At 39.4% G+C, this 26,813-nt stretch carries 21 protein-coding genes and 3 tRNA genes; 16 read left to right on the top strand and 8 right to left on the bottom strand.

Going from position 1 to position 26,813, the window contains the following annotated elements; all coding sequences use genetic code 11:
* Nucleotides 1–3: 3 nt before the first annotated feature.
* The 6 genes from B5F08_RS06780 (at nt 4) to spo0A (ending at nt 6,561) form a co-directional block, all read left to right on the top strand.
* Nucleotides 4–1,047 (top strand): M20/M25/M40 family metallo-hydrolase, encoded by a 1,044-nt coding sequence (locus B5F08_RS06780; RefSeq protein ID WP_087377672.1) that lies wholly within the window; start codon nt 4–6, stop codon nt 1,045–1,047.
* Nucleotides 1,040–2,098 carry a M42 family metallopeptidase gene (locus B5F08_RS06775; protein WP_087377670.1) on the top strand — a complete coding sequence of 353 codons (1,059 nt, stop codon included), beginning with the start codon at nt 1,040–1,042 and terminating at the stop codon, nt 2,096–2,098. Before B5F08_RS06780 ends, B5F08_RS06775 begins: the two co-directional genes overlap by 8 nt.
* On the top strand, nt 2,095–2,868 hold the full coding sequence (locus tag B5F08_RS06770) for a GNAT family N-acetyltransferase (RefSeq protein ID WP_158096241.1): 774 nt from the start codon (nt 2,095–2,097) through the stop codon (nt 2,866–2,868). The genes B5F08_RS06775 and B5F08_RS06770 overlap by 4 nt, the downstream gene beginning before the upstream one ends.
* Nucleotides 2,869–2,990: 122 nt before the next feature.
* Nucleotides 2,991–4,247: a methionine gamma-lyase family protein gene (locus B5F08_RS06765; protein ID WP_087377666.1), complete on the top strand. Its 1,257-nt coding sequence runs from the start codon at nt 2,991–2,993 to the stop codon at nt 4,245–4,247.
* Nucleotides 4,248–4,317: 70 nt separating this feature from the next.
* A complete protein-coding gene (locus tag B5F08_RS06760; RefSeq protein ID WP_087377664.1) occupies nt 4,318–5,541 on the top strand; it encodes an aminopeptidase in 1,224 nt (407 codons plus the stop codon).
* A gap of 252 nt (nt 5,542–5,793) precedes the next feature.
* Nucleotides 5,794–6,561, top strand: coding sequence for a sporulation transcription factor Spo0A (gene spo0A / locus B5F08_RS06755; protein WP_087377662.1), 768 nt, complete (start codon nt 5,794–5,796; stop codon nt 6,559–6,561).
* A 477-nt stretch (nt 6,562–7,038) separates the two neighbouring features.
* Here the strand turns inward: spo0A and B5F08_RS06750 are convergent, their stop codons facing one another.
* Complete coding sequence (locus tag B5F08_RS06750) at nt 7,039–7,956, bottom strand: cation diffusion facilitator family transporter (RefSeq protein WP_087377660.1); 918 nt, start codon at nt 7,954–7,956, stop codon at nt 7,039–7,041.
* Nucleotides 7,957–7,989: 33 nt separating this feature from the next.
* Complete coding sequence (locus B5F08_RS06745) at nt 7,990–9,339, bottom strand: uracil-xanthine permease family protein (protein WP_087377658.1); 1,350 nt, start codon at nt 9,337–9,339, stop codon at nt 7,990–7,992.
* Nucleotides 9,340–9,591: 252 nt separating this feature from the next.
* Between B5F08_RS06745 and B5F08_RS06740 the strand changes: the two genes are divergently transcribed.
* Complete coding sequence (locus B5F08_RS06740) at nt 9,592–10,965, top strand: CCA tRNA nucleotidyltransferase (protein WP_087377656.1); 1,374 nt, start codon at nt 9,592–9,594, stop codon at nt 10,963–10,965.
* Between the two features lie 61 nt (nt 10,966–11,026).
* Here the strand turns inward: B5F08_RS06740 and B5F08_RS06735 are convergent, their stop codons facing one another.
* The 4 genes from B5F08_RS06735 to B5F08_RS06720 all read right to left on the bottom strand — a co-directional run bounded on the left by B5F08_RS06735 (nt 11,027) and on the right by B5F08_RS06720 (nt 15,066).
* The gene (locus B5F08_RS06735; protein ID WP_087377654.1) at nt 11,027–12,094 is read right to left on the bottom strand and encodes a lipid II:glycine glycyltransferase FemX; all 1,068 of its coding nucleotides are present in this window, start codon (nt 12,092–12,094) and stop codon (nt 11,027–11,029) included.
* A gap of 119 nt (nt 12,095–12,213) precedes the next feature.
* The gene (locus tag B5F08_RS06730; protein ID WP_087377652.1) at nt 12,214–12,990 is read right to left on the bottom strand and encodes a hypothetical protein; all 777 of its coding nucleotides are present in this window, start codon (nt 12,988–12,990) and stop codon (nt 12,214–12,216) included.
* Entirely contained in the window at nt 12,977–14,407 is a 1,431-nt protein-coding gene (locus B5F08_RS06725; protein WP_087377650.1) for a sensor histidine kinase, read from the bottom strand. The genes B5F08_RS06730 and B5F08_RS06725 overlap by 14 nt, the downstream gene beginning before the upstream one ends.
* A complete protein-coding gene (locus B5F08_RS06720; RefSeq protein WP_087377648.1) occupies nt 14,404–15,066 on the bottom strand; it encodes a response regulator transcription factor in 663 nt (220 codons plus the stop codon). The genes B5F08_RS06725 and B5F08_RS06720 overlap by 4 nt, the downstream gene beginning before the upstream one ends.
* Before the next feature lie 249 nt (nt 15,067–15,315).
* Here B5F08_RS06720 and B5F08_RS06715 point away from each other — a divergent pair.
* Nucleotides 15,316–15,389, top strand: a tRNA-Gln gene (locus B5F08_RS06715).
* 34 nt (nt 15,390–15,423) lie between these two features.
* Nucleotides 15,424–15,500 (top strand) — tRNA-Pro (locus tag B5F08_RS06710).
* A 92-nt stretch (nt 15,501–15,592) separates the two neighbouring features.
* On the opposite strand, the gene B5F08_RS06705 is transcribed toward B5F08_RS06710, so the two are convergent.
* Together B5F08_RS06705 and B5F08_RS06700 are read right to left on the bottom strand one after the other, a co-directional pair.
* Entirely contained in the window at nt 15,593–15,838 is a 246-nt protein-coding gene (locus B5F08_RS06705; RefSeq protein ID WP_204245164.1) for a DUF378 domain-containing protein, read from the bottom strand.
* A 77-nt stretch (nt 15,839–15,915) separates the two neighbouring features.
* Nucleotides 15,916–17,376 carry a helix-turn-helix domain-containing protein gene (locus tag B5F08_RS06700; protein WP_087377646.1) on the bottom strand — a complete coding sequence of 487 codons (1,461 nt, stop codon included), beginning with the start codon at nt 17,374–17,376 and terminating at the stop codon, nt 15,916–15,918.
* 463 nt (nt 17,377–17,839) lie between these two features.
* On the opposite strand from B5F08_RS06700, the gene B5F08_RS06695 reads away from it, so the two are divergent.
* The 7 genes from B5F08_RS06695 to B5F08_RS06665 all read left to right on the top strand — a co-directional run.
* Nucleotides 17,840–17,923, top strand: a tRNA-Leu gene (locus B5F08_RS06695).
* A 124-nt stretch (nt 17,924–18,047) separates the two neighbouring features.
* Entirely contained in the window at nt 18,048–18,932 is an 885-nt protein-coding gene (locus tag B5F08_RS06690; protein WP_087377644.1) for a dockerin type I repeat-containing protein, read from the top strand.
* A gap of 299 nt (nt 18,933–19,231) precedes the next feature.
* Nucleotides 19,232–19,702 carry a YbaK/EbsC family protein gene (locus B5F08_RS06685; RefSeq protein WP_087377642.1) on the top strand — a complete coding sequence of 157 codons (471 nt, stop codon included), beginning with the start codon at nt 19,232–19,234 and terminating at the stop codon, nt 19,700–19,702.
* 60 nt (nt 19,703–19,762) lie between these two features.
* A complete protein-coding gene (locus tag B5F08_RS06680) occupies nt 19,763–21,415 on the top strand; it encodes a putative polysaccharide biosynthesis protein (RefSeq protein ID WP_087377640.1) in 1,653 nt (550 codons plus the stop codon).
* A gap of 300 nt (nt 21,416–21,715) precedes the next feature.
* Complete coding sequence (locus B5F08_RS06675; RefSeq protein ID WP_087377638.1) at nt 21,716–22,771, top strand: hypothetical protein; 1,056 nt, start codon at nt 21,716–21,718, stop codon at nt 22,769–22,771.
* 22 nt (nt 22,772–22,793) lie between these two features.
* Nucleotides 22,794–25,226, top strand: a complete 2,433-nt coding sequence (locus B5F08_RS06670) for a discoidin domain-containing protein (RefSeq protein ID WP_087377636.1) — start codon at nt 22,794–22,796, stop codon at nt 25,224–25,226.
* A 19-nt stretch (nt 25,227–25,245) separates the two neighbouring features.
* On the top strand, nt 25,246–26,813 hold a 1,568-nt coding region (locus tag B5F08_RS06665; RefSeq protein WP_242968329.1), incomplete at its 3' end, for a DUF5123 domain-containing protein.

The raw sequence follows: 26,813 nt of genomic DNA, 5'->3' as shown, positions 1-26,813 counted from the left end.
CATATGACTGTTAATAAAGAATTTATAAAAAAGCTTCTTTTTGAGCTTACCGCAGCCGGTGGAACAGCCGGCGAGGAAAAAGAGATTTTCAGCGTGATTTCGGAAAATCTTCCGGAAAATATCAGACCTGAAATCGAAACAAGAAACGGAAATATGAGAGCCTTTATAGGCGATAAAAATAAAGCCTCTGTGCTTCTTGACGCCCACACGGACAAAATAGGCTTTGCAGTGGTGTCGATAGATTCAAAAGGATTTTTAAAGCTTGCCAAGGTTGGCGGCTGTGACATGAGAGTTATGCAGGGTTCTCCCCTTATAATAAAAGGAGAGAGAAACATTATGGGCGTGGTGTGCAACACACCTCCTCATCTTTCCGACGGCAGGGAGGACAGAGCCATAAAAGAGGATAACCTCTGGGTGGACTGCGGACTTTCCAAAAAAGAGATAGAAAAAATAGTTTCAATAGGCGACAGAGCTGCATTCTTTTCAAAGCCCTGCGAGCTTTTGGGAGATAAAATCGCTGCACCGGGACTTGACAACCGTGCGGGAGTTGCCGCTCTTATCTGCTGCGCCCACATTTTAAATGATATGGGTTATCAGGGAAATGTAGAGTTTCTTTTCAGCTCAAGGGAGGAAACAAACGGGGCAGGAGCAATAACAGGGGGATTTGAAACAACAGCCTCAACAGCCGTTGCAGTAGACACAAGCTTTGCTGAACAGCCGGATAATTTAAAGGGCTGTAATCCGGGAGCATTGGGAAAAGGCACAATGATTTGCTATTCCTCAACCCTTGATAAAAAGGTCACAAATAAGCTTGTAAATATATGCGAGGATAAAAGTATACCTTATCAAAAGGAAGTATGGACAATGCGCACAGGCACAAACGCCGATAAGCTGGGTGTTTCAAAGGGCGGAATAAAGTGCGGACTTGTTTCGGTTCCTTTGAGATATATGCACACAGCCTGCGAGGTTATCAACATCAATGATGTAAAATACACAGCAGAGCTTTTGGCGGAGTTTGTAATTTCCGGAGGTGTTAAAGATGAATGAAAGATATGAGCTTTTAAAGAAGCTTTGCACCTGCTCGGGAATTTCCGGAGATGAAACCAAGGTAAGGGATATTATAATTTCAGAGATTAAGGACTATGCCGTTGATATAAAAACCGACAATATGGGAAACCTTATAGTTTTTAAAAAGGGGCTTAAAACACCTGATAAAAAGCTTATGATTTCCGCCCATATGGACGAGGTCGGTTTTATGGTCACATATATAACGGAAAGAGGTTTTCTGAAATTTGACCAGGTAGGTGGTATCGACAGACGTGTGGTTTTCGGAAAGCGTGTAACCGTTGGTGAAAACTCCATAGACGGAGTTATAGGAGTAAAGCCTATACATCTCTGTTCTGAGGATGAAAAAGAAGCAGTTCCGAAAATCTCCGACATGTATATAGATATAGGAGCCGAAAGCCGTGAAGAGGCTGAAAAGTATGTAAGTATCGGCGACAGCGTGTGCTTTTACTCACCTTTTGAGATAAACGAGGACGCAGTAAGCCTGGGCACAACATTAAAAGCCAAAGCCATAGACGACAGAGCAGGCTGTTTTATAATGATTGAGCTTATAAAATCACAGCTTGAATACGACTGCACCTTTACCTTTGTGGTGCAGGAGGAAGTGGGATTGCGTGGGGCTAAAACCGCCGCCTACACTGTTGACCCGGATTACGCCATAGTTTTGGAGTCCACAACAGCTTCCGATATACACGGCTGTGAGGACAGCAAAGCTGTGTGCCATGTGGGCGACGGCGTTGTGGTTTCATTTATGGACAGAAGCACAATCTATGACAAGGAAATGTTTAAGGAAGCCTTTAAAGCTGCAAAGGATATAGGCGTTAAAGCTCAGGTAAAGTCTGCGGTTGCAGGGGGAAACGACAGCGGAGCAATCCACACAAGCCGTGGCGGCGTGAGAACCTTGGCTTTGTCACTTCCATGCAGATATATACACTCGGGACTTTCCCTTGTGTCTTTAAGCGATATGGAAGATTCTTTGAAGCTCACAAAGAAGCTTATCTCAAGATTTTTAAGAGGAGCCCAAAGCGTATGATAAAAATACATGAGGGCGATTTTGATATAAAAAATTATCTTGATAAATTCCCCGGCGACGACCCTTTTGTTTGCAGAATAGCTTCCCTGTTTAATGCTTACAGGGAGCTTATTCCCTTTGCGGATTTTTGGGTTCAGCTTGATAAAAATAAAGAGGCTGTTGCCGCTTTGTCAAGGCTTGGGACCCAGTTTGTGCTGTATCTCACTGATAAAGCGGACCTTGAGGAAATAGCGTCTTTTATAAGGGTTGCCGGAGCCACAAGTTTGCTGATGGACGGAAAATACTCCCTTGATTTGGAATGTAAAAAGGAAACCACAGGAAAAATCATGAGATATATTTTCCCGAAACCTCAGCTTGCAGAAAACGACAGAGTAATAAGCCCGAAGCTTAAAGATGTTTACAATCTCCTTGCGGAAAACTTTTCCAATAACAGCAATCTTCCGGACTGTGAAAGCTTTTGCCTTGATATCTCATTTAAACAGAGGAGAAACACCTCAAGGGTCTGCGGCATAGAGGATAACGATGGGAACCTTGTGTCCTGCGCCATGACAGTTGCGGAAACTGAAAACTGCGCCATAATCGGTGCGGTGGCAACGGGAAAGAAATACAGAAACAAGGGCTTCGGAACATATATGACTAAATATATAACAAGTCAGCTTTTCCGTGAAAAGAAAAAGATTTATCTATACAGAGAAGAAAATAAAAACGAAAAGTTTTATAATACCGCCGGTTACATAAATTGCGGAACGTGGAAAGAAATATATTTTTAAATTGTTATCACAGATGGGAATGTAACAGAATTATAGCTGAAAGCTTTGACCCGCCGTTTAAGAATGTTAATTGAAAATAAAACCTTTCCAAAAGCGGAAATAAAAAATAAAGGATGAAATGAATGGCAGTACCGTTTTTTGATATTGATGAAAGAATTGTTGAAGCCTCAAAAAAGGCTATGGAGCTTTGCAAAGACGAATTTGCAAGAATTGACGAAATACAGGAATTTAACCAGCTTAAAATGCTGAAAGCTTTTCAGGAGGCAGGAGTAAGCGAATCACACTTTGCCGCCTCTACAGGCTACGGAATAGGGGACAGAGGAAGAGATATTTTAGATAAGGTTTACGCCTATGCCTTTGACGCTGAGGACGCTTTGGTAAGACATAACTTTGTCTGCGGAACTCACACCCTGGCGGTTGCACTTTTCGGTATGCTCAGACCGGGAGATACAATGCTCAGCGTTACAGGAATACCATACGACACAATAAGAAGCACAATAGGAATTGAGGGCAATTACCCCGGCTCTTTAAAGGATTTCGGAATTAAATATGACGAGGTTGAGCTTAAAGAGGACGGAACAGTGGACTTGGAAGCTATAGAAAACAGAGTTACCGAAGACTTGAAAATGGTCTATATCCAGCGTTCCCGTGGCTACAGCCTGCGCCCGACTCTCACCTGTGCCGACATAGAGAAAATCTGCCGTGCAGTAAGAAAAAAATCAAGAAAGACAATTATAATGCTTGATAACTGCTACGGCGAGTTTGTGGAGAAAAAAGAACCTCTTTCCTGCGGCGTTGATATAATGGCAGGCTCCCTTATTAAAAACGCCGGCGGCGGAATTGCCCCTACAGGCGGATATATCGCCGGAAAGAAAAAGCTTGTGGAGATGTGCTCTTACCGCCTTACAACTCCGGGAATAGGCAGAGAACAGGGCGCAACCCTTAATCAGAGCAGAGAGCTTTTCATGGGCGCATTCCACGCACCCCACGTGTCAGGTGAAGCACTGAAAACAGCGGTTTTTGCCTCCGCTCTCTTTGAAATTTTGGGATATGAAGTAACACCTAAGTACAACGAAAGAAGAGGGGACATAATTCAGGTATTGAAGCTGGGGGACAGCGAAAAGCTCTGCGCTTTCTGCCGTGGAATACAGAAGGGCGCACCGGTTGACAGCTTTGTATATCCAGAACCATCAGATATGCCCGGCTATGACAGCAAGGTTATAATGGCAGCAGGCGCATTTACTTTGGGTTCATCAATAGAGCTTTCCGCAGACGCACCTTTAAGAGAACCATATGCCGTATGGATGCAGGGAGGACTTAACTTCCACAGCGGAAAAATGGGCGTAATGCTCGCCGCAAACTCAATGCTTAATTCATAAACCTTGAATATACTTTTAAAAAATGTATATAAATAACATATAATGTATTTAATGCACAGAGGTGTAATATATGAAAAAAACAGTGATGAGAAGCTATGCAAATCTTATAGCTTCCGTAGGAGTAAATATTAAAAAGGGTCAGGAAGTAATTATAAGAGCCGACCTGGACCAGCCGGAATTTATCGCAATGCTTGTTGAGGAGTGCTACAAGCTTGGCGCAAAAAAGGTTGAGGTTGAATGGAATTTCCAGCCTCTTACAAAAATTCATGTGCGCTACAGAACACAGAAAACTCTGTCAACAGTGGAAAACTGGGAGCTTGAAAAGGTAAAGTACCGTCTTGAAAGACTTCCTGCAATGATTTATATTCTTTCCGAAGACCCTGACGGTCTTGCAGGAATGAAGCAGGAGAAATACGCAAAATCCCAGCAGGCAAGATACAAGGTTTTAAAGCAGTATCTTGACGAGATGGACAACCATTACCAGTGGTGCATAGCCGCAGTTCCGGGCGTTAAATGGGCTAAGAAAGTGTTCCCGAACCTCAACAAGAGCCAGGCAATGGAGAAGCTCTGGGAGGCAATACTTTATACCTCAAGAGCAGACAAAGACCCGATAGAAGCATGGAAACAGCACAACGAAGAGCTTGAGCAGAGATGCAATTATCTCAACTCATTAAACCTGAGAAAGCTTGTATATAAATCCTCCAACGGCACAGACCTTACAGTGGGACTTATGGAGCAGGCTCTCTTTATGGGCGGCGGAGAGTATTCCCTTGAGGGCAATTTCTTCAACCCCAATATCCCCTCAGAGGAGGTTTTCACAACTCCAAAAGCTGGAGAAGCCGACGGCATTGTTTATTCCTCAAAGCCACTTTCCTATCAGGGTCAGCTTATTGAGAATTTCAGCGTGAGATTTGAAAACGGCAAGGTTGTTGAAGTAAAGGCGGAGAAAAATCAAGAGCTTTTACAGCAGATGGTTACAATGGACGAGGGAGCCGCAATGCTGGGTGAGTGCGCTTTGGTTCCTTACGATTCACCGATAAACAACAGCGGTTTGCTTTTCTACAACACTCTGTTTGATGAGAACGCCTCATGCCATCTTGCCTTGGGAAGAGGATTTACAAACTGCGTAAAGGATTACGACAAGTACACCTTGGAAGAGCTTAGAAATATGGGTGTAAACGACTCAATAATCCATGAGGACTTTATGATTGGCACAAAGGATTTGAATATTTACGGAATTACCACCGACGGTCAGGAAATCCAGATTTTCAAAGACGGCAACTTCTGTATCTGATTTTACACAGCAAAATTTTATCATTAAAACCGGTTGGATTTTTTGTTTCAGCCGGTTTAATTTTTTGTTTTTGCAAATGTTGTTTTATAAAAGTATAAAAGATTTTAATCTGTCCCACGGTGTTTTTTAAGAGGAAAAAAGAGTTTTTCCTGTCGATAAAAAATTAAAAAAAATGAATGTAAAGTATTGCTATAATTACCAATTTATGGTAATATAGTTACATTAAATAAAACAGTACGGGGGATTTTCACAATGGACAATAAAATATCGGTAATAATTACGGAAGAAGCGTCGGAATTTTCAAAAGAAGAGCTTTTAACCCTTGAACAAATGAATATGCTTGTTGATTTCTGTCAAAAAGACGGGGATGAACTCATCAGAAGAATACTTTCCGACTCGCCAGATGTGGTTATTATGGACTCGCTTATGACACATACTGACTCTATGGGCGTTTTAAAAGCCATAACAAAAAATCAAAACATAAAACAGCCGCTTTTTGTAGTATTTTCAAGCTTTCACAGCTCGCTTATCGAGCGTGAAATAATGTCCGCAGGTGCTTCATATTATGTACTTAAACCTTTCAAACTTCAGGATTTGGCAGACAACATACAAAGACTTATAAAGCTCAACAAGGACAAAAGCGCAATGCTTTCTGGCGGTGACAACGGAATTGAAGTGAGAGTAACTGAAATTCTTCATCAGATAGGCGTACCTGCACACATAAAAGGCTATCACTACCTGAGAGATTCAATAATCATATCCGTCGAAAAGCCTGACATAATAAATGCCGTTACAAAGCAGCTGTATCCCACAGTTGCCAAAAAATACGAAACCACCTCATCACGAGTTGAAAGAGCCATAAGACACGCCATAGAGGTCGCCTGGGACAGAGGAGATGTGGACGTACTTAATTCCTATTTCGGCTACACAATCCACAACGGAAGAGGCAAGCCCACAAACAGCGAATTCATCGCCATGATTTCCGACAAGCTCCGTCTCCAACTAAAACACGCCAGCTAATTTTAGTTCCGCCATGCAAAGGTTTGGCTATGAAATAGACTTCATCGCATGGCGGGCGAGACCTTTTCCTTAGTCTTTGGAATGGCTCGCTCTCGGTTGACTTTGATTTTATTTTTTATTTTTACTATGCAAGGATTTATCTATGAAATAGACTTCATCACATAGCGGGCGAGTTTTTTATATCCGCCATGCAAAAGTTTGGATAATAAATTAACTTTATTACATGGCGGGCGAGACCTTTTCCTTAGTCTTTGGAATGGCTCGCTCTCGGTTGGCTTTGATTTTATTTTTTATTTTTACTATGCAAGGATTTAGCTATGAAATAACTTTATAGTATGGCGGGTGATACCTTTTTCTTAATTTATGGCTTGCTCTCGGTTGACTTTTGTTTATTTTACTTAGGGACGCTCTATTATAATCTTATAAAAATAAAAAAACTCAGCAGACGCTAAAATCTGCTGAGTTTTATTTTAAAAATCAATGTGGGTTAACGTGGACCATACAATGTTTTACGTCGGGAAAATCCTTTTCCATAAGGTCGTGAACATCCTCGGCGATGTCATGAGCTTCAAAAAGAGTCATATTTCCGTCGGCAGAAATTTCGATATCCACATATATCTTATTTCCGAAAAGTCTGGTTTTAATATCGTCTATGTGCATAACGCCTTTAACGGATAAAACCTTTTCTTTCATTTCATCTATAGTTTTTTGATCGCAGGATTTATCAACCATTTTGTCGATAGAGTCCTTGAGAATATCGAAAGCGGCTTTAAGAATAATTACACAGATAACGATACTCATAATCGGGTCAGCGGCAGGGAAACCAAGTCTTGCACCCAAAATACCGATAAGGCTTCCTACAGAGGAAATAGCGTCGCTTCTGTGATGCCATGCATCGGCTTTTAAAGCCCCTGAATTGATTTTTTTAGCACCGTGCATAGTGTAATGGTACATCCATTCCTTAACGGCTATAGAAACCACAGCGGCGATAAGAGCCAAAATACCGGGGACTTTGATTTCTGTTTCCTGAGAATTGAGAATCTGCATAAAACCGCTGTAGCCAATTCCAAAGCTTGTTACCATAAGAATAGCCGCCAGCACTACAGAGGCAACACATTCCATTCTTTCGTGACCGTAGCGGTGGGAATCGTCAGACTCTCTGCCGGAAATCTTTACACCTATTATAACGATGAAGGTGCTGAAAACGTCCGAAGCGGAGTGAATAGCGTCGGAAACCATAGCTCCGGAATTTGCAAATATACCTGCAAAGAATTTAAACAAAGATAAAATTACATTGACGATAATACTAACCACAGAGACCTTATAAGCGATATAGGTTTCTGACTCAGTGTTCTTTGTTTTAACTACAGCGGGCTTTGAGTTTTCGTTTTTCACAGTAAAGACCTCCTTATAAAAAAGGTTAAGCAATTAGTTTTCTGATGCTTTTGATTTATCAGGCAAAATAAGATTTAAAACTATGCCGGCAATAATGCTCAGACCGATTCCGGAAAGTGAAAAATCAGGGCCGCCCATTACTGCGCCGCCGATAGCAAGCACAAGCATTACTGCGGCAATTGAAAGATTTCTGTTGCTCTTGAAATCAACCTGGTTTTCAACAAGTGTTCTCAGACCAACGGAAGAAATCATACCGTAAAGGAGAATACATGCGCCGCCCAAAACACAGGTAGGAAGTGTTTCTATTGCGCCGATTCCTTTTCCGAAGAAGCTTACTGCGATTGCAATAACAGCGGCAATTCTAAGGTTTGCCGGGTTATAGTTGCCTGTTGCGGCAAGAACAGCGGTGTTTTCGGAATATGTTGTGTTGGATGGACCGCCCATAAATCCGGCAGCCATAGTTGCAAGACCGTCGCCCAGCATTGTTCTGTGAAGTCCGGGATCTTTTGTGAAATCTCTGCCTACAACAGCACCGTTTGCATAAACGTCGCCCAAATGTTCAACACAGGTTACTATTGCAACAGGGGCTACTATTATAATTGCGCCTAAATCAAATCTTGGCAGTACAAAGTTTGGAATTTCAAAAAGATTTCTGTAAATTCCTGTACCTGCCGCCGGGTCGCCGAAGCTCATAAGCTCTGACGGTGCAATTCCTGTGCCTACAGCGGTCATGGTTACAATATAACCGCCCAAAAGGGCAATTACAATTGAGGACTGTTTTAAAAGTCCTTTTCCGTAACAGGAGAGAAGAATAGCTGTGAGAAGTACGAAAATAGCTATACCCCATCTCCAGTAGTACAAAGCGTCAAAATAAGGCGCTCCGGTTTCAGGGTTGATTGACTGAATGTTTGAAATAGCAGAGCCGGAAAGACCCAGACCTATAATTGCTATTCCAACGCCACGAACAACCGGAGGGATAAGCTTTTCAATAAAACCGCTTCCTATAAGCTTTATTATCAAAGCGATTACAACATAGATACCGCCTGCAACGATTATACCTCCGCAGGCTGCGGCTATTTGCTCTTCCTTGGTGTTTCCGAATGCGGAATTTCCGATAATGGATGAAAGAGCGGCGATAAAGGCAAAGGAGCTTCCCAAAAAGGTCGGCATCTTGCCCTTTGTACAGATATGGAAAATAAGTGTGCCGATACCTGCGGCAAACAGTGCAACGCCTACGTCAAGTCCGGTGGCAAGCGGTACAAGAATTGTAGCGCAGCTCATGGCAAAGGCGTGCTGTAGTCCAAGAATAAGAGCTTTACCCGCAGGAATCTGTGGATACTCCTTGTGACCCGGGAACAATACGTCGTTGATTTTTGAAAACATACCATCATTCCGTTTCTATAAAAATTCATGCGGTTCTCGGGAAACTCAAACACACATTCTTTAAATTTTATAATTTGAAAAAGCATTTGTCAATAGAAACCTAAAAGAAAAATACAATAAATTTTTTAGCATTTTTAAAGTAAAAAATATTAGCTACAATATAAAACTATTCCGTTACCTCTTTATTGTGAGTATTGTTTTGTGGTATAATTAAATATAAAAATATTACATGAAATTATACAAGAGGATGTTATGGAAAATAATATAAAAATCCATCTTCCGGTGGAGGTGGAATATATAATAGATACCCTTTATTCAAAGGGATACGACTGCTATGCAGTCGGCGGATGTGTAAGGGACAGCCTTATGGGTAAAAATCCTCAGGACTGGGACTTAACCACAAATGCTCCGCCCCAAAAAACCAAAGAGATTTTTTCAGATATGGAAACGGTGGATATAGGAATCCAGCACGGAACCGTGGGAATAGTTATAAATAAAAAAGTATACGAAACCACAACCTTCCGCAGTGAATCAGGCTATGAAGATATGCGCCACCCTGACAAGGTGGAGTTTGTTTCCGACTTAAAAGAGGATTTAAAACGCCGTGACTTTACCATAAATGCAATGGCGTATAATAGAAAAGACGGACTTGTAGATTTTTTCCACGGACAGTGTGATTTGCAGTATAAAACAATAAGATGTGTCGGAAACAGCCGTGAGAGATTTTCTGAGGACGCTTTGAGAATTTTAAGATGTCTGCGCTTTTCTTCCACTCTTGGATTTTCAATAGAACCTGAAACCGCCGCAGGCATGAGAGAAAATGCAGCAGGGCTTAAAAAAATTTCAGCCGAGAGAATATCCTCAGAGTTTTTCAAGCTCATCTGCGGAAAAGACGCTAAATATGTTTTGAGAAGATACAAGGATATCTTTCTGGTTATTCTTCCAGAGATAAAACCCCTTATCAATACAAAGATAAAATACCGTGATTATAAGGGAGAAATAAAGGAGAGAACATTGTGGCAGTACTGCGCCACCGCTCTTGGTTATGTTCAAAGCTATCAGGAGAAAAACCACGAATACGCTTTGAGAGGCGCAATACTTTTTCATTGCCTGGGAAGTCCGGTTGTTGAGATAAATAAGCTTACAGACTGCGGCTTTGAAACTCTCTGTGCAGCTGTTGCCGAAAGAATTTTTGAAAGGCTTCGCTGTTCAAACTCTGTGTCTGATATTGCGGTGTGCCTTATCAAAAACAGAAGCCTTGAAGTGCCGGAAAGCAAACCGGCTGTAAAAAAGCTTTTGAACAAGCTGGGCTATGAAAAGACGTTTTTGCTCTTTGATTTCTGGAAATGCATATACCGTGGAATAAATGTTTATGAAATAAAGAAAAGATATTTGGCGGCCCTTTCAGCCTCCGAGCTTTTGTATGAGGTTGTAAGAAACGGTGAATGTTACCGAGTAAGGGACTTAAACATAAACGGAAAAGACCTCATTTCCTCAGGCGTGACCGACGGAAAAAAGATAGGGGATATTTTAAACTCCCTTTTAAATAAGGTTATTGAAGAAGAAATACCCAACGAAAAGGGTATACTTATCGAAACAGCACAGGAATATATTTTAAACAATTAAAAAAGACAAGCGTTGAGCATATCGCCGACGCTTGTCTTTTTTCGATAAGTATATAGAGAGTTTAAAGATTATTCTTGAATAATTTTGCAAACCTGTATATCAGCGGGTTTGCCACAAAATCAAATTCCCCTGCATATCTCTTAACATAACCGTTAAATCCCTTTTTAAACCTGTATACACCATAGTTGGGATGATTTTCATCGTCGAAGTGTGGAATACCCTGAAAATCGTATATTATACATCCTGTTTCAATGGCCCATTTTATCATAGTCCATTGCATAAGATAGTTTGGCATGAGCTCTCTGTGCTGATTTGAGGAAGCTCCATAAACATAGGCGGTTTTTCCGCCATAGTTTATTGCAATGGCTCCGGAAAGAGGAATATCATCTTTATAGCACATATAAAGCCTGCAATGCTCACCGAAAGCGTTCATTATTTTTTCAAAATATTCCATACTCCTTGTGCAGAAGCCGTCACGTTTTCCTGTTTCCTCCATAAGCATACAAAAATCCTTGAGCTTTTCTTTTCCGTAAAAACGGCAGTCAACGCCTTTTTTAATTGCAAGCCTTATGTTATATCTCCATTTGGAATGAAAACCTGCAAAAACCTCATCTTCGGTTTTGTTTTCAATATTTAAAAGATAATAACTTTTACACTGTACGGTTTCATCCTCCGACTTGTTTTTGTTGTAAATAAATCCCAGCTCTGTGAGATTTCCAATGGCTTCATCGTCATTTTCGTCGATGTATGGGTCGGCTTTGAATAAAAATGCTCTGTGTTTTTTGCAAAGCTTTTTCACTTCTTTAGAAAACTGTTCAAGGGTCTCTTTGTCGCTAAAATCGCACAGCGGTCCTCTGGGGGCATAAAGAAAAGTGAAGGGGAGAAACGGCAGTTTTTTAATCAGCACAAGACACTGACAAACTGTGTTCTTGCCCTTGTCCTCAATAACTATAGTGTCATAATCCCACCAGTCTTTTACCTTAGTCCACATAAGGGACTGGGTAAAACTGCTTGACTCTTTATATTGAGAGGAAAACCTTTCAAAATCATAGGAGAAAAAAGGTGTTTTCTCTTTAGCGTCTGCTTGAAAAACATATTTTATATCAGAATAATAATCACTGTAATACATATAAATTCGCTCCGTATCATTTAATACAGATAAATTTTATAATAGTTTTGTATCATAGTGGTATCTATATGGTATCAGAAAGGTATCCTTTATGTAACATTTTAATTACTATAATTTGTTTAATAATATTCTCCGGGAGTATCAGTGATATATTCACTGTCATATTCGTTACTGTTTTTATTCAAATACGATAGGAATAATTCGTTGATTTTCAAATAGTTTCCGTCTGTACTGTATTCATACCAGCCAGATTCATCTGTATAATTAGAAAGAATATTTCCCATGGTATTGTTATTCATATAATAGAAAGAAAAAATATTTTTCAAATCTGGACTGAAACAAAAACAATACTGTTCCCATTGTGGATATTCAACTGTAATGGTTACCTGATAAAAAAATACGGTGGTAATATTGTTATCCTGATTGTAACAGTCTGTAGTGATTATGTCCGCAGTTATTTCAATTTCTCCGGAATCTATATATGATTCGTTATAAGAGGAAAGTTTTTTGGAAGTATCTCTTATTACATCTAAATATGAGGATGTTGCTCCGTTGAACTCTAATTGAAGTCCTCTAAGGGCAGTTTGTGATTTTTTTAGTATTTCATTTTTTATATCATCACTTATGACAACTGTATTGCTCTGTGAGTTCGTCCTTTCAAAAGACATTAAATATTTATTTATTTCATCCATTGACTTTGCCTCAATTTCGTTTCCTACAGAAACTTCATATTGGGAGTTTTCTGGAAGAGATTTAATGTAATCATTTTGTATCTTTTGAGGAAGATTTATTATAAAAACTGTTGCGCAGACAAGTACGGTCACAAGAGCTATGCGAAATATGATTCTTTTTGCTTTTGAATGATTTTGGGAGATTTGTTTTTCAAGCTTCATCATTTTTAGCCCCCGTTTCGTTGCTTGTCTCCGCTCTTTTTAATTTAAAGCTTACGGTTGTGCCTTTTCCTAATTGACTTGTTATTTCAAGGCTTGTGCCGTGTATAAGGGCTATTTTACTGCACAGAGCAAGTCCTAAGCCGGTTCCCCCTTGTTTTCGGGCACGTGATTTATCCACCATGTAAAAGGGTTCTGTAATTTTCTTTATTTCATCTTCCGGAATACCCATTCCGTGGTCAATGACCTGAATTACATAAAATCCCTGTTCTCTTTTGCCCACAACCGTTACACGGCTGCCTTTTTCCGAAGCTTTGCATCCGTTGTCCATAAGATTTATAATCAAGGTTTTCAGCAGCGACGGTTCACAGATTACACTGTCTTTTTCTAAATAAAAATCAAGGCTTACGCCGTATTTTTGTGGAAGAAAAGCTGTGGCAGATTTTAAATCATATGCCAGCACCTCTGTTTTAACCTCGCTTAAAGTAAAGCTTTGATTGTTCATAACAAGGAGATTTAAAAGATGTATGGATAATGACTCAAGTCTTTTTCCCTCTTTATATATGTATTCTGCGTACATTCTTCTTTCATTTTGAGGCAGGTCGTAGGTTCTTAAAAGGTCTGAATAACCGATTATGGTTGTCAAAGGAGTTTTAAGCTCGTGAGTAAAGCTTCCCGTAAATTCTTCCTGTTTTTTGTATTCCTCTTTAAGCTGGGAAATATATTTTTCGTTGCATTCAGCCATGTTATTAAAGCTGTCTGCAAGCATATCTATTTCCTTAATGCTCTTTTCAAAACGGTTGAGCTTTATTCTTTCCGTTATGTCGCCCTTAGCAATTTTAGCGGAAAGACTGGTGAGCTTGTTTAAAGGCTTTGAGATAAAATGAACTGTAATCAGAATAAAAACGGTACTTACAGCAAGAATTGCCGCAGACCATATTTGAATTTTTTTAACGTGATTTGAATACTCAGTAAAAATAGGGGATATATACTTGGTTGTTTCAATAAATATGTTTTGTCCCATCTCGGAAATATTAGTAACTGCCGTTACATAGATTTGATTGGGTGTTCCGGCGTTATACACAGCCACCTGCTGTGTGTTTGACATAATGCCTGAAAACTCCGCTCCGTAAAAAGAAACATATAAATATTTGTCACCGGTCGAAAGTTCCGTGTACATATCATTAAAATTTGTAAAGGATTTGAATTTTTCAAAATAGCTGTCAAAATCCGAGGTGGTGGGATTTACAAGATAGTAGGCATGAAAAAGCTTTGCGGTGTTTGTGTTTTGTTGGATAACGCTGTTTACTTCTGCGGATTTCATACTGTCAAGCCAGGAGGACATAATCACAGAGGTGAAAATTCCATAAGCTACAATAAGTACAAGGTATGTTACCAGAAAAATTCTCCACTTGAGTTTCATCGTTTCAGCTCCTCATATCTGTATCCAACTTTATAAACAGACACTATCCTGTTTTCAAGATGCATCTTTTTTCTAAGCCTTTGAACATGAAGGTCAACGGTGCGAGTGTCGCCCATAAAATTTTCATGCCAAACACGTTCGTATATGGTTTCCCTGTAAAGGGCAATATTTTTATTTCTCAGAAAAAGAACCAGAAGCTCGTATTCCTTAAGGGTGAGAGATATTACAACACCGTTTTTCTTTACGGTTCTTGAGTTTAAATCAATCTCAATGTCGTCTACAATTAAGGTGCTGATATTTTTGTTAAAGCGTCTTAGAACAACCTCTACTCTTGCTAAAAGCTCCGATGTGTCAAAAGGCTTTGTTATGTAATCCTCTGCGCCCTGTTTTAAACCTTTTACTTTATCTGAAACACTGCTTTTTGCTGTGATAAATATTACGGGGATTTTATAAGCTCTTATGAACTCAAGAAGTTCATATCCGTTTATTTTGGGCATCATTATGTCAAGGAGAGCAAGGTCAAAATCTTCCTTTTCAACCAGTTTTAATGCTTCTTCTCCGTCTTCCGCTGTTATACAGTTATATCCAGCCTGGGTCAGGCTTATTTTTATAAGATTAGAAATGTAAAATTCGTCTTCTGCAACAAGTATGTTAATCATTTTCTTTCCCCCTTTAAATAGGTTCTTATGTTATTATACTATAATAATACATATTTGTATCATACTTGTATATTTTTCGTGCCTGTGAAAAAATTTCCTAAAATACCAAAATAGACAAGTTATCGGAAATAAACATATAAAAAAGAAGTGGAAATAGGGAAGAAAAAATTTTTTTGAAAAAAATTAAAAAAAGTTTGAAAAAAGGCTTGACATTTCCCTATAAATGAGTATAATAGGTTATGTTGTCAGTGCGGAATTGTGTAAGGGTAGCACGACAGACTCTGACTCTGTTTGTCTGGGTTCGAATCCTAGTTCCGCAGCCATCAGCCCCGAGCTTATTCGGGGCTGTTTTTAAATCGAGGTGTAGCGCAGTTTGGTAGCGCACATCGTTCGGGACGATGGAGTCGCAAGTTCGAATCTTGTCACCTCGACCAGTAAAGACGGTACTTATGTATCGTCTTTTTTCTTTACATAAAAGAAAACGGGAACAGGTATTAGCTGTTCCCGTTTTTGGTAAATAAAATTATCAGTCTGTATATATGCCGTTGTTGTTATCGTCGGTATCATCTCCGCTGGACAAGGCGTTATCTCTGAACAATAGGGATATGCACCACACGGCGCAAAGACCTACTATAACAAAGATAATTCTGCTGATTGCAGATGACTGTCCGCCGAAAAGGCTTCCGACTATGTCAAAGTTAAAAATTCCGATACTGCCCCAGTTTATGCCTCCGATTATAAGAAGTGCAAGGGCAATCTTGTCAATTATCATTTCAAAGCCTCCATACATTTATTGGTTCAACCATAGTATGGGATGATAATCTGTTTATATTCATGAATTGATAATTTTTATTTTTCAAAATCAAGTTTGCAGTTGAGAATTTTTTCGGTTTCATCAACTATTATCTGCATACTTTCTTCGGTGCTGAAAACCAGGTTTGTTTCCGGCAGACTTTGAACAAAATCGTAAAAATGCATAGATAATCCGCTTTCGTTCAAAGATAGTGTGTTGAACATATCGTCTTTGTCTGTAAGTGTAATAAAAAAGTAATCGTATATAGTTCCGGAACCACTGTACCTGAAATTTTTTGGGAAAGTAAAGTTTGCGCTGTTTATCAGATGTGGTGTATATATGCCCTTTTTGTATGCGCCGCACATATTTTTAATTATTCTGATTCTCAGTTCCTCGTTTAACGGAGTATAATAATCCTTTGGTATACCGAAAAGAATACCGGTATTCAAGAAACTTCTCAATCCGTCGAGGGTGAAATTTGATATTAAGTTTACATGATTTTGAGAATAAATAGAGCTGTACATTTCAATCAGCTTTACAGCCTTTGGATTTTCTTTGTTTATGGAGCTTTCCAGGATATACTGGTCTGTGAGAACTGTAACGCATGGTTCATAATCCATTGAATACAAAGTAAATGACTTGGCTTTATTCTGTTTAAACATAGAATCCAGAATATGTAAAATGCTTTCGTCAAGGTTTAATCGTGTTACGAAATTTTTTCCGTTTGGAAAAACATCGCAGAAAATCTGTTTTGTTGATTGTATTATTTTATTAGCCTTAGTAATGATTGCACTTTTTTTATCATGTGAAATGCTGATAAGATAATGTGAAGTGACTATGTTGTGGGGGAAAAGGGAGTTGCTGTTAGAAGTTACTTTTACATACTTGGCTTCTAAATTTTCTCCGATAAGCAAAAGCGGATAAATTTTAGAAATGGACAGAATACTGTCTGTGTAAAAGTTCTTCTCAACGGACTTTTCCGGAGATTTAAGGGAAATAAAAATCTTGGTTTCAAGTGAACGATTGTAGTTTATTTGAAATGCAAGCTCATCAAAAATGAAATCGAAAGACAAATCCGACTGAATATATATGAATCCGTTTGTAGCATTTTCCAGAGACATGACGTTTCTGATAAAATTGTTTATATTAGTTTTTCCCTGCAGGGTTGTGGATTCTTCGGTTAAATCGATTTCGCTTTTTGTCAGCATTACGACATTTTCGTTTTTGCTGTCGTAAATACTGCTCAGGGTTTCCAAAAACTCTTTGGTTCTCTCTCTGCTATAAAACTTTTCTTCACCGACACTTGAAATTTCATAGGCACGCCATAGCCTGTCCGCTGTTTCTTTGGTTATGGACAACGCCTTTACAATTTTTGAAAATTCTTCAAATGTAGGTTTTTTAGTTCCGTCTTTAAGTCGATAGATTGCACGCCTGTCTATACCTGTGGTTTTTGCAAGGGTATAAATGGTGATGTTTGACTGTGCCAAGACGTTTGAAAACTCCTCAGAAAAATTCAAAATTATCTACCCCTTCTTGTTTTTAAACATTTAGGAATATATTATATAAAAATTCAGTGATATTGTCAATGAATTACTCAGTTATATGTGCGTTTTTTTTCACAAATAAGAAAAAATTAAGGCACAGAAAACCGCACATATTGAAAAAGTATTTCTTTTGTGTTATATTATGAAAAAACACGGAATAACGTAAAGACATGATATTCCTTGAAATTTTACAGGGTGTTTTCAAACCCGGAAACCTAACAATCTCTTTTTGAAAAACTTTAAAGGCAATAACTCATATGTCTTATGACACTCATCATCAATCATCATCAATCATCATAGTTTTTAAGGTTTAATAAGCAGTTTTGTTTCCGAGTTTGGAAATGCCCTGTAAATATTTTAAAAAACTATTGACAAACACTTTTTTTGGTGGTATAATACCAATCGTTGAGTTCGCAAGGCTCAAAATTAAATAAATGCGAGTGTGCTGGAATAGGCAGACAGGCACGTTTGAGGGGCGTGTGTCCATGACGTACGAGTTCAAGTCTCGTCACTCGCACCAGTATAAAATCCCAAAAAGATGTATAGTCTTTTTGGGATTTTTTCTTTTATATTCGGCTTTTGCGGCAGATATGTTTTGCCGATTTTTAATTATTATATTTTTTAAAGAGGAGAGGCGGTTAATCGTGAAAAACAGAACAAAAAAATTAGTGTCCTATTTGTTGTGCATGGCTATGCTTTCAGGCATGATGTGTTTTGCATCCACAAATGCAGGAGCTGTACCGGCGGAGGTGCAGGGGAATACCTTGGCGGAAGTTATAGGAATGGACCCGGAAGTCTATATGGACTGGCTTTATTCCCATGAAGATGACAACTATTATCTGGGTACTCCGTATAAGTCGGGAGATCACAGAAACCCCAACGGCGACTGCGAAGGCGCTAACGGCTCACTTGACTATTACGGTGTAGCTTCTATGAACTGTACAGGCTTTGTGTGGCATGTTTTATCAACAGCTACAGATATGAGCGGTGGAAACTCTTCAATGATTCCGGCAATGAGCGGATGGGTTTCATTTTATAATAACAATAATATCTCAAGAAAATATTTTTCAACAAAAGAAGAGATGCTCAGTTCCGGTTATCTTGAAAAGGGCGATTTAATATGGATGTTTGAGGGTTCAGAGTATGCACTGAGCAACTATAACCATATTGGAATTTATTGGGGAGATGGTTCTTCCGATGTTTTGTGGCATTCTTCAAGTCAGGGCTATGTTGATGGAAACAGAATAAACTCAAATGTAATCTCAACCATAATTCCTGCTGCGCCAAAGGCAGAATTATATGTGGTGTTAAAGGTCGGAGTTCCCCAGGAGGAAAAGATTGACTATGACTTCAACTTGGACGGAGTTGTTTCCGTGTCGGATGTCACAATTCTTCAGGAGTATATAGCCAATCTGATATCCAAGGACGACTCATCCTATAACATGTCTGTAACAGATGTAAATAACGACGGAGTAACTGATATTGCGGATGTAACTTATATTCAGAATGTTATAGCAGGTACAGCGTAATACGTGGATTTTTTCTGATTGTTTTTAGTTTGTTTTTTGAAAAAAATTATTGCTCTAGTTACTTTTGGTACAATAGCTTATAAAAGAATTATAAGTAAAATATGTGTTTTAAAAATAGATTGCTGTTTTTAAGGTATAGATACTATTTTTGTCTGTTTTTTAAGAATACTATCTGTATTGAATTTTGCTGTGATTTTGAGAACAATCCTTACATAAATCAATCGGTGTTGAATAATTCTCCTGAATATGGTATAATTTCTAATCAAAGATTTTTATATTTATGTAAGGAAGTGATACCGATGTCCATAGAAAAGGTCAGAGAATATTTAAAGAAATATGACGCTGACAACAGAATATTGGAGTTTGATTCTTCAAGCGCAACTGTAGAATTAGCCGCAGTTGCAGTAGGCTGTGAACCTGCAAGAATTGCAAAGACTCTTTCTTTCGATGTAAACGGAAAGTGTGTTTTAATTGTAGCGGCAGGGGATACAAAGATTGATAACAGCAAATACAAGGCTCAGTTTCATACAAAGGCAAAGATGCTCAGCTTTGATGAGGTTGAGGAGAAAACAGGCCATAGAGTCGGCGGAGTTTCCCCATTTGCGGTAAATCCGGGAGTTGAAATCTACCTTGATGTATCATTAAAAAGATTCGATACCGTATTTCCTGCATGCGGAAGCAGCAACAGTGCAATAGAGCTTTCCTGCGATGAACTTGAAAAGTTTTCTGAAACGGACAAGTGGATTGACGTCTGCAAAGGCTGGCAGTAATATTACGCCAAAAACTACAAAAAACAATACTGTAAATAAATCGGAAGAAAAGGGAATGCAATGAGTAAAAAGATTAAAAAGGATACCTTCGTGCAAGGTACAATGATTGCATATTTGGCTATTATAATTACCAAGGTTATGGGTGCGCTTTACAGCATACCTTTTTATGCGATAATCGGTGAAGAAGGAGGAGTTATCTACTCCTGTGCCTACAACGTATATAACCTTTTTCTAAACATTTCCACCTCGGGTATACCGGTGGCAGTAAGTATTATAATCAGCGAGTACAACTCTCTGAGAATGTTCAAGGCTAAAGAAAAGACTAACCGAGTTGCCACAAAGGCGGTTTTCCTGTTTTCGGTGTTTGCGTTTTTAATAATGTTTATATTTGCCGAATCCATAGGAAGATTTTTCATGACCGATTCAGGCGGCGGAGTTTCCGGCTCAGATATGGCTATTGCCATAAGGACTGTTTCCTTCTGTCTTTTGGTAATTCCGTTCTTGAGTATGAAGAGAGGTTATCTCCAGGGACATGAGTTTATCTCTATATCCTCATACAGCCAGGTTATTGAGCAGTTTGTAAGAATATTCGTGGTTCTTGTGGGTTCATACCTTGTTATAAATGTATTGGGAATGAACATAACTCTCGGTGTTGCAGCGGCTTTGTCGGGAGCACTGTTCGGAGGAGCGGCAGCTCTTTGGTATCTTTCAAGAAAGATAAGCAAAAACAGAGAAGTTTTTGACACTGCCGACGGCCCTCTGGATAACAGAAATGTCAGCACAAAGACAATACTTAAAAAGATATTAAAGTGCTGTATTCCTATTATAATAGTATCTATTGCCAGCAACCTTTATGATCTTACAGATATGAAGCTGGTTATGATGGGACTTGAGCAGCTTCATTTCCCGGGAGCAGAAAGCCAGATTATCGCCAGTGTAAAGGCTACATGGGCACCTAAAATTTGTATGATAATCAATTCCTTGGCTATAGGACTTTCCTCCAGCGTTGTTCCTTATATAGTAAGCAGCTACGTTAAGAAGAGAAAAAGAGAGGTAAACAAAAAGTTTAACCATGCCATAAATACGGTTATTATAGTTACTGTTCCGTGTGCAATAGGTATAATGATGCTTTCTCATGAAGTTTATTATGCATTCTATGGTGAGAGCGCATACGGCGGTCCAATTCTTGCCTTGCAGGTTATTATAAATGTTATAAGCAGTATTACAATGGTTGCAAGTATGGCTCTTCAGAGTATCAACAGGGCAAAGCTTGTGTGTGTAACAACTGTTATAGGACTTTTAATCAACGCAGCGCTTGACTTGCCTTTTATGTATCTGTTCAGCTTCCTTGGATGGGAACCATACCTTGGAGCTTCTGTTGCAAGTATAATCGGATATTCAATCTCATTGTATATTATGTTCAGAAACCTGAAACACACAATGAAGTTCCGCTATACTTCAATATACAGACTTCTTCTCAGAATGGCGATACCTCTTGTTGCTATGATTGCCGTTGTATGGCTTTTGGGATTTGTTCTTCCGGGAACAAGCAACGGATACTTCATGCTGATTGTTTCCTTGGCGGTATACGGTACAGTAGGCGCAGCGGTTTATTTGTTCCTTTGCTATAAAATCGGATGCTTGCAGGATGTTTTCGGCGATGGAGTTGACAAAATATTGATAAAGTTCCATTTAAAGAAAAAGAAAAACTGAAAGATATAAACATTATTTCAGCTATATAAATAAAAATTGTAAATCTACAAAAAAAGGAAAAAACTTCAGGAAACATCTTGAGGTTTTTTCTTTTTTGCTTTAAATTACATGTCATTTCTAAAATGTATATTTTATTCTTTTTTGTTTTGGGAAGTATGGTTAAAAATAGCTCATGGTTTTTGTAACTATTATTGTATTGTTTTATGTTGTATTTTGTGTTAGTATTGTTTAGGAATAGCTATTTAATGCTGGACGTATAATAATTTTTAATGAATATTTTGAAAAACAAAGGTGTTTGTTATGATTATAAAAAAAAGAAATAGAGCGAGATTATTAGTTGGCCTGACGGCACTTTTAGTTGTCTCGGCATTGATTTTTACCGGATGCAGCAAAAAGCTTGAACTTTCAATAGGAAGTGAAAAAATTACAGATGAAGAATTTTTAAATACTATGAATAGTATAAAGCTGGATGTTGCCAATGAAATTACTAAGGGAAGCAATGTAAATATTGATGAATCCTTTTGGAAAACCGAGCAAAACGGAGAGCTTCCTTATGAGGTTCTTGCCGACAGGGTTATTGAAGAGTTAAAGCAGGTTCATGCAGTGTATGAATTGGCAATGGAGTATGGTTATATAGATTCTGCTTCTTATGATGAAATATATAAAAGAATGGAACAGGAAAATCAAAGCCGCTCAGAGGCCATTGAAAACGGCGAGGTTGTTTACGGTCTGTCATCATTCAGCTATAACGTATATTTGGAATATGAAATGGACAGTCTTCAGAAGGCCTACTGTGAGGATTTGACAAATCCAGGTATGGAGGTTACCGAAGAGGAAAGCAAAGCCTACTATGAAGAAAACAAAGACACAATGTTTTATATGTATGACGACTTTACAATTCAGTATGTAAGGGTTCCATATGACGGCTATCTTACCGACGAAGAGAAAAATGAGATATATTCCCAGATGATGAGTCTTTACTCAGAAGCCGATACAAATATCGGAGATTATATAGACTCATATCCGGAATTAAAAGAATATTACGGAGAAGAGGAGATACTCTCCGACGAGGCTGACTACATGTCCAAAACCATAGGTGATGTTATGGAAATCGGATATGACCTTGATGCAGGAGAGAAAAGTGCTGTAATTGACCAAAACGGATATCTGTTTTTAGTTCAGTGTCTTTCAAAAACAGAGCATGACTATAAACCCTTTGAAGATGTAAAAGTAAACATTGAAAAAATCCTCCGTGAAGAACATTACGACCAGGTTGTAGAAGAAAAAGCGGAAAGCTTGCAGGTCGATTGCAATTATGAAGACATTTATAGTTTCACTCTTGAAAATATAAATTAAATCTAAGAAGGAGGTTAAAAACATGACCAAAACCAGAAAAGGAGGAAAAACAATGAAACGCTTGCTGGTTATGCTGCTCAGTATTAGCATGATTTCAGGGTTGTTCACTTTTGGACTCGGAAATGCATCAGCTGATGAAGTTGACACAACGGCAGATGTAGGAACAACTTACTATATCAGCTCATTGAACGGCGATAACAACGCAGACGGAACATCACCTGACACTGCATGGGAATCAGTTATGAAGATTAACGATATCACATTGCAGCCGGGCGATAAGGTATTGCTTGAAAGGGGTTCTGTATTTAATTATCAGTATCTCCATATCAAGGGAAGCGGCTCCGCTGAAAATCCAATTATTATTGGAACATACGGCGACGAGGCTGCTGCTAAGCCTGTAATCGATGCAAAGGGCCAGGGCATCTGGTATCAGGATTACGGTATAACCCTTGACAATGCACAGCATGTAAACAAAGGATATGTTTCATCAACAATCCTGCTCTACGATGTAGAGTACATCGAGATTAGCGGTCTTGAGATTGTAAACAATGTAAGCTTCGAAAATGAGGACTACAGCCTCAGAGAGAAGATGAACAGAACAGGTGTGGCAGTTGTAGCACAGAATGCCGGTACAATCGACCATATTGTTCTTGATGACCTTTATATCCACGATGTAAAGGGTAATGTTTACGACAAGCACATGAACAACGGCGGTATTTACTTCACAGCATTTATGCCTGAAAATGAAGCAGAAACAGGAATTGCAAAGTACGACGATGTAATTATCAAGAACTGTACTGTTGAGAATGTAAGCAGATGGGGTATCGCTCTTGCTTATACAGCTTATCATGCTCAGTTTAATGCAGCAGAAATTCCTGACGATATCTGCCAGAAATACGGAGCTACAAATGTAATTATCAGAAACAATTACATTAAGGACGTAGGCGGCGACTCTATCACAACAATGTACTGCTTCAGACCTGTTGTTGAGTACAATGTTTCCGACGGAGCTGCAAAGGAAATCAATGAGGAAATCTATAATGCTACAAGCTTCGGACGAGTAGCAGCTGCTGTATGGCCGTGGAAATGCAAGGACGCCGTGTTCCAGTACAACGAAGTATTCGACACCCACTATAACGGCGACGGTCAGGCATGGGATGCAGACTGGGGCGATGGCGCAATCTATCAGTATAACTACAGCCATAACAACGAGGGCGGCTGTGTAATGATCTGCGGCGTACAGGCAGTTAACACAATATTCAGATACAATATCAGTTATAAGGATCTTATAGGTGCTTTGGATCTGCCGGGTAACCCGAGAGCGGATTTCTACAACAACGTATTCTACATGGCAGAAGGAGTTCCATTTATCAGAGAGCGTTCCTCAGGCGGTGTAGCAGTTCTTACAAATAACATTATCTATAATGCAGGCGAAACAAAGACAGAAGACTGGAGCAATAACTGCACAGTTACTTATGACCATAACCTGTATTACAACTACAATGAAATACCTGCTGATGATGAAAATGCAGTAACAGGCGATCCTATGTTTGTAAATGCAGAGTCTGCACCAACATCTACAACTGGTGTTGTACACGACAGAACTGCTTTTGACGGATTTAAGCTTCAGGACGGCTCACCTGCAATCAATGCCGGTGTTTATGTATCAGGAAGCACAGGATATGACTTCTTTGGAAACAAAGTAGGTCTTGTACCTGATATCGGCGTATACGAGTCAAGTGTAGAAGATACAATGGTTGAAGGCGTATTCTCAAATGTATATGAAGTTACCGACACATGGATTAACGGAATTGCAAAGGGAACAACAGTTGAAACATTGCTTTCAAACCTCATCTATGATGAAAGAACAACTGTAAAGGTATACAACGAGGACGGTACAGAGGTTACCGAAGGCGTGCTTACAGATACAATGGTATTGAAGGCAACATATAATGATTCCGTTAAGGAGTACAAGCTTGGTATTGAAAAAGTATACACAGAGTACTCACCAGAGGGAATGACGGCTACAGTAGGAAGCTACCAGCCAAATAATACTACAGAAGGCGGCGGCAACTTGGCACTTGACAATAACTTGTCAACAATGTGGCATACAAACTGGAACGGCTGCGCTGAGGACGAGAGATGGATTGCAATCGATATGGGAACAAATCAGGATGTAGCCATGCTCAAGTATGTACCACGCAGCGCCGGAGGAACAAACGGAATTATCACAGAATATGAAATATATGTAAGTGATACAGGCGAAGACGGCAGCTGGACAAAGGTAGAAACAAGAAGCAATACATGGGCAGGCGACAGCACTGTTAAGTATGCTGAGTTTGACACTGTAAATACAAGATTTGTAAAGCTTGTTGCAACAGAGTCTTTGTCACAGAATGCAGGACTTATATTTGCCAGCGCAGCTGAGATTAGACTTGGCTACGAAGTAGAATAATAGGGAGGGTGCTGAAATCATGACAAAAAAATTAGTATCAATAATCTGTTGTCTGACATTGGTATTAACAGCATTTTCTTCTTTGTTTTCTGTATCAGCTGTAGAAGGCGAAACAGACAATAACGACGTAGGAACTACATACTATGTCAGCACATTGACAGGTAAGGACACAAATAACGGTACAAGCGAGGATACACCTTTTTACAGCCTTTCAAAAATCAATGAAATTACATTGCAGCCAGGCGACAAGGTGTTGCTTGAAAGAGGTTCTGTATTCGATTATCAGTACCTCCATCTTAAGGGAAGCGGCTCTGCTGAAAATCCAATTATAGTTGGAACATACGGCGATGAAAAAGCTGCAAAGCCAGTAATTGACGCAAAGGGCCAGGGAATCTGGTATCAGGATTACGGCAAGGCTCTTGACAACTCACAGCACGTTTACAAGGGATATGTATCCTCAACAATTTTGCTTTACGATGTAGAGTACATCGAGATAAGCGGTCTTGAAATCGTAAATGATGTTTCTTTCCTCAACGAGGACTACAGCCTCAGAACAAAGATGAACAGAACAGGTGTGGCAGTTGTAGCACAGAACGCAGGTACAATCGACCATATCGTTCTTGATGACCTCTACATCCACGATGTAAAAGGTAATGTTTATGACAAGCACATGAACAACGGCGGTATTTACTTTACAGTATTTATGCCTGAAGATGAAGCATCAACAGGAATACCAAAGTATAACGACGTAACAATTCAGAACTGCTACGTAAAAGACGTAAGCAGATGGGGTATTGCCCTTGCATACACAGCATACTACAACCAGTTCAATGCAGCTGAAATCGACGACACAGTATGCCAGAAATACGGCGCTACAGATGTAGTAATCAAGAATAACTACATTGAAAGCGTTGGCGGAGACGCAATCACAACAATGTACTGCTATCAGCCTCTTGTTGAATACAACGTAGCTGATGGAGTAGCAAAGGAAATCAACGCAGACATCTACAGCGCTACAGCTTTCGGACGAGTAGCAGCAGGTATCTGGCCATGGAAATGTAAAGATGCAGTGTTCCAGTACAACGAAGTATTTGACACATGCTACAACGGAGACGCTCAGGCATGGGATGCAGACTGGGGCGACGGAACAGTTTACCAGTACAACTACAGCCATAACAACCAGGGCGGTGCAGTTATGGTTTGCGGTATACAGGCAATCAATACAGTATTCAGATACAACATAAGCTATAAGGATCTCACTTGTGCTCTTGACATTCCGGACAATGCACCAAAGGCAGAGTTCTACAACAACGTATTCTATATGGCAGAGGGAGTTCCATTCCTCAGAGTAGCTGACAGAAACAACGGCGCAAACCAGACCGGTACAGCAGTTGTTAGAAACAACATCATCTATAATTCAGGCGCTGAAAAGTCAGAAAACTGGAGCGGTAAGAACAGCACAGCAAAGATGACATACAGCAACAACCTGTATTATAACTACACAAATACACCAACAAGCGATGCAAATGCTGTTACAGCAGATCCTCTCTTCTGGGGAGCAGAAGCAGCACCTACTACAACAACAGG

The organism is Anaeromassilibacillus sp. An172 (assembly GCF_002160515.1).
GTDB lineage: Bacteria > Bacillota > Clostridia > Oscillospirales > Acutalibacteraceae > Limousia > Limousia pullorum.
The sequence above is the reverse complement of the archived record's forward strand: the minus strand, read 5'-3'. Positions and strand labels throughout refer to the sequence as shown.

What these genes read in the sequence shown, in the direction of transcription:
- B5F08_RS06730 (WP_087377652.1), bottom strand. Translation starts at nt 12,990, where the DNA reads ATGATGAAGCTTGAAAAACAAATCTCCCAAAATCATTCAAAAGCAAAA.
- B5F08_RS06775 (WP_087377670.1), top strand. Translation starts at nt 1,040, where the DNA reads ATGAATGAAAGATATGAGCTTTTAAAGAAGCTTTGCACCTGCTCGGGA.
- B5F08_RS06685 (WP_087377642.1), top strand. Translation starts at nt 19,232, where the DNA reads ATGTCCATAGAAAAGGTCAGAGAATATTTAAAGAAATATGACGCTGAC.
- B5F08_RS06720 (WP_087377648.1), bottom strand. Translation starts at nt 15,066, where the DNA reads ATGATTAACATACTTGTTGCAGAAGACGAATTTTACATTTCTAATCTT.
- spo0A (WP_087377662.1), top strand. Translation starts at nt 5,794, where the DNA reads ATGGACAATAAAATATCGGTAATAATTACGGAAGAAGCGTCGGAATTT.
- B5F08_RS06675 (WP_087377638.1), top strand. Translation starts at nt 21,716, where the DNA reads ATGATTATAAAAAAAAGAAATAGAGCGAGATTATTAGTTGGCCTGACG.
- B5F08_RS06705 (WP_204245164.1), bottom strand. Translation starts at nt 15,838, where the DNA reads ATGATAATTGACAAGATTGCCCTTGCACTTCTTATAATCGGAGGCATA.
- B5F08_RS06745 (WP_087377658.1), bottom strand. Translation starts at nt 9,339, where the DNA reads ATGTTTTCAAAAATCAACGACGTATTGTTCCCGGGTCACAAGGAGTAT.
- B5F08_RS06760 (WP_087377664.1), top strand. Translation starts at nt 4,318, where the DNA reads ATGAAAAAAACAGTGATGAGAAGCTATGCAAATCTTATAGCTTCCGTA.
- B5F08_RS06735 (WP_087377654.1), bottom strand. Translation starts at nt 12,094, where the DNA reads ATGTATTACAGTGATTATTATTCTGATATAAAATATGTTTTTCAAGCA.
- B5F08_RS06780 (WP_087377672.1), top strand. Translation starts at nt 4, where the DNA reads ATGACTGTTAATAAAGAATTTATAAAAAAGCTTCTTTTTGAGCTTACC.
- B5F08_RS06680 (WP_087377640.1), top strand. Translation starts at nt 19,763, where the DNA reads ATGAGTAAAAAGATTAAAAAGGATACCTTCGTGCAAGGTACAATGATT.
- B5F08_RS06740 (WP_087377656.1), top strand. Translation starts at nt 9,592, where the DNA reads ATGGAAAATAATATAAAAATCCATCTTCCGGTGGAGGTGGAATATATA.
- B5F08_RS06725 (WP_087377650.1), bottom strand. Translation starts at nt 14,407, where the DNA reads ATGAAACTCAAGTGGAGAATTTTTCTGGTAACATACCTTGTACTTATT.
- B5F08_RS06765 (WP_087377666.1), top strand. Translation starts at nt 2,991, where the DNA reads ATGGCAGTACCGTTTTTTGATATTGATGAAAGAATTGTTGAAGCCTCA.
- B5F08_RS06770 (WP_158096241.1), top strand. Translation starts at nt 2,095, where the DNA reads ATGATAAAAATACATGAGGGCGATTTTGATATAAAAAATTATCTTGAT.
- B5F08_RS06670 (WP_087377636.1), top strand. Translation starts at nt 22,794, where the DNA reads ATGACCAAAACCAGAAAAGGAGGAAAAACAATGAAACGCTTGCTGGTT.